At 64.7% G+C, this 1,317-nt stretch carries 1 protein-coding gene and 1 pseudogene; both read left to right on the top strand.

Annotated features, from left to right (window positions below; translation table 11 throughout):
* A pseudogene (locus tag AABA84_RS34800) lies at positions 1 to 212 on the top strand (caspase family protein); the annotation flags it as partial.
* Positions 212 to 1,317, top strand: a 1,106-nt coding sequence (locus AABA84_RS34795; RefSeq protein WP_338314348.1) for a caspase family protein, incomplete at its 3' end; no start/stop codon positions are given. The pseudogene AABA84_RS34800 and the gene AABA84_RS34795, both read left to right, overlap by 1 nt.

Genomic DNA, 1,317 nt, shown 5'->3' with positions numbered 1-1,317 from the left:
AGGAGAAGAAGCCGGTCGCGACGCGCGAGGAGTCGCGGAGGCGGGATTCGGATCGAAAGCAAAGGGAGGCCGCGCCGGCCGCGCCGCAAGCCTCGGGACAGATGATCTGCAATGCCGCCGGATGCAGGCCGATCGCCAAGGGATGCCGGCTCGGGACCGCTAATCATCCTTCCAATCCCGCGGCTAAGATACCGGCTGAAATATGCAACTGATGATGAAGCACATCTTTCGGGCTTGCTCCATCGCGCTGACGGCCCTTGCTTTTTTTGCTCTTGCAGGCTGTCTCGCCTGCAGCCCGGCGCTCGCCGACAAGCGCGTCGCGCTCGTCATCGGCAATTCCGCCTACAAGAGCGTGCCGAAGCTTGCCAACCCCGCGAGCGACGCCGGCTTGATCGGCGGCATGTTGAGGAAGGCCGGCTTCGATACGGTCGACGTCAGGCAGGACCTGAACGCGTCTGAAATGCGCAAGGCGCTGCGTGAATTCGGCGGGCGGACCCGGGATGCCGATGTCGCGGTCATCTACTATGCGGGCCACGGCATGGAGGTGGACGGCACCAACTATCTGATCCCGATCGATGCCGCGCTCGAGACCGACACCGACGTCTACGACGAGGCGCTGCCGATCGATCGCGTGCTGGTGAGCATCGAGCCCGCCAAACAGCTTCGTCTCGTCATTCTCGATGCCTGCCGCGACAATCCATTCGCCAAATCCATGAAGCGCACGGTGGCCTCGCGCGCGATCGGCCGCGGGCTCGCCAAGGTCGAGCCAACCACTCCGAACACGATGATTGCGTTTGCGGCCAAGGCCGGTTCGACGGCGTCCGACGGAGACTCCAGAAACAGCCCGTTTGCCACGGCTCTCGCAGACCACCTGCCAAAGCCCGGCCTGGATTTGCGCAAAGCGTTCGGCTTCGTGCGCGATGACGTGCTGAAGAGCACCGCGAACAAGCAGGAGCCTTTCGTGTATGGCTCGCTCGGCGGCGATGACGTGCCGCTCGTTCCTGCCAAGCCCGTTGCGACCGGCCCGCAACCCAATCCGCAGTCTGAGCTCAGGCGCGACTATGAACTTGCGCTCCAACTCGGCACCCGGGACGGGTGGGAAGCGTTCCTGGCGCAGTACCCTGAGGGATTCTATGCGAATCTCGCCAAAGGCCAGTTGAACAAGATCGGCGCCGAGGAGACGCGTGCCTCAGCCGAGCAAAAGGCGAAGGCGGCCGAGCAGGAGAAGGCGAGGCTCGTTGCCGAGCGCGCCCAGAAGGCCGAGCAGGACAAGGCGGCAGCGGCGGCCAAGGCGGCCGAAGAGGCGCGGATCGCGGC

The organism is Bradyrhizobium sp. TM239 (assembly GCF_036247985.1).
GTDB classification, from domain to species: domain Bacteria; phylum Pseudomonadota; class Alphaproteobacteria; order Rhizobiales; family Xanthobacteraceae; genus Bradyrhizobium; species Bradyrhizobium ottawaense.
The sequence above is the reverse complement of the archived record's forward strand: the minus strand, read 5'-3'. Positions and strand labels throughout refer to the sequence as shown.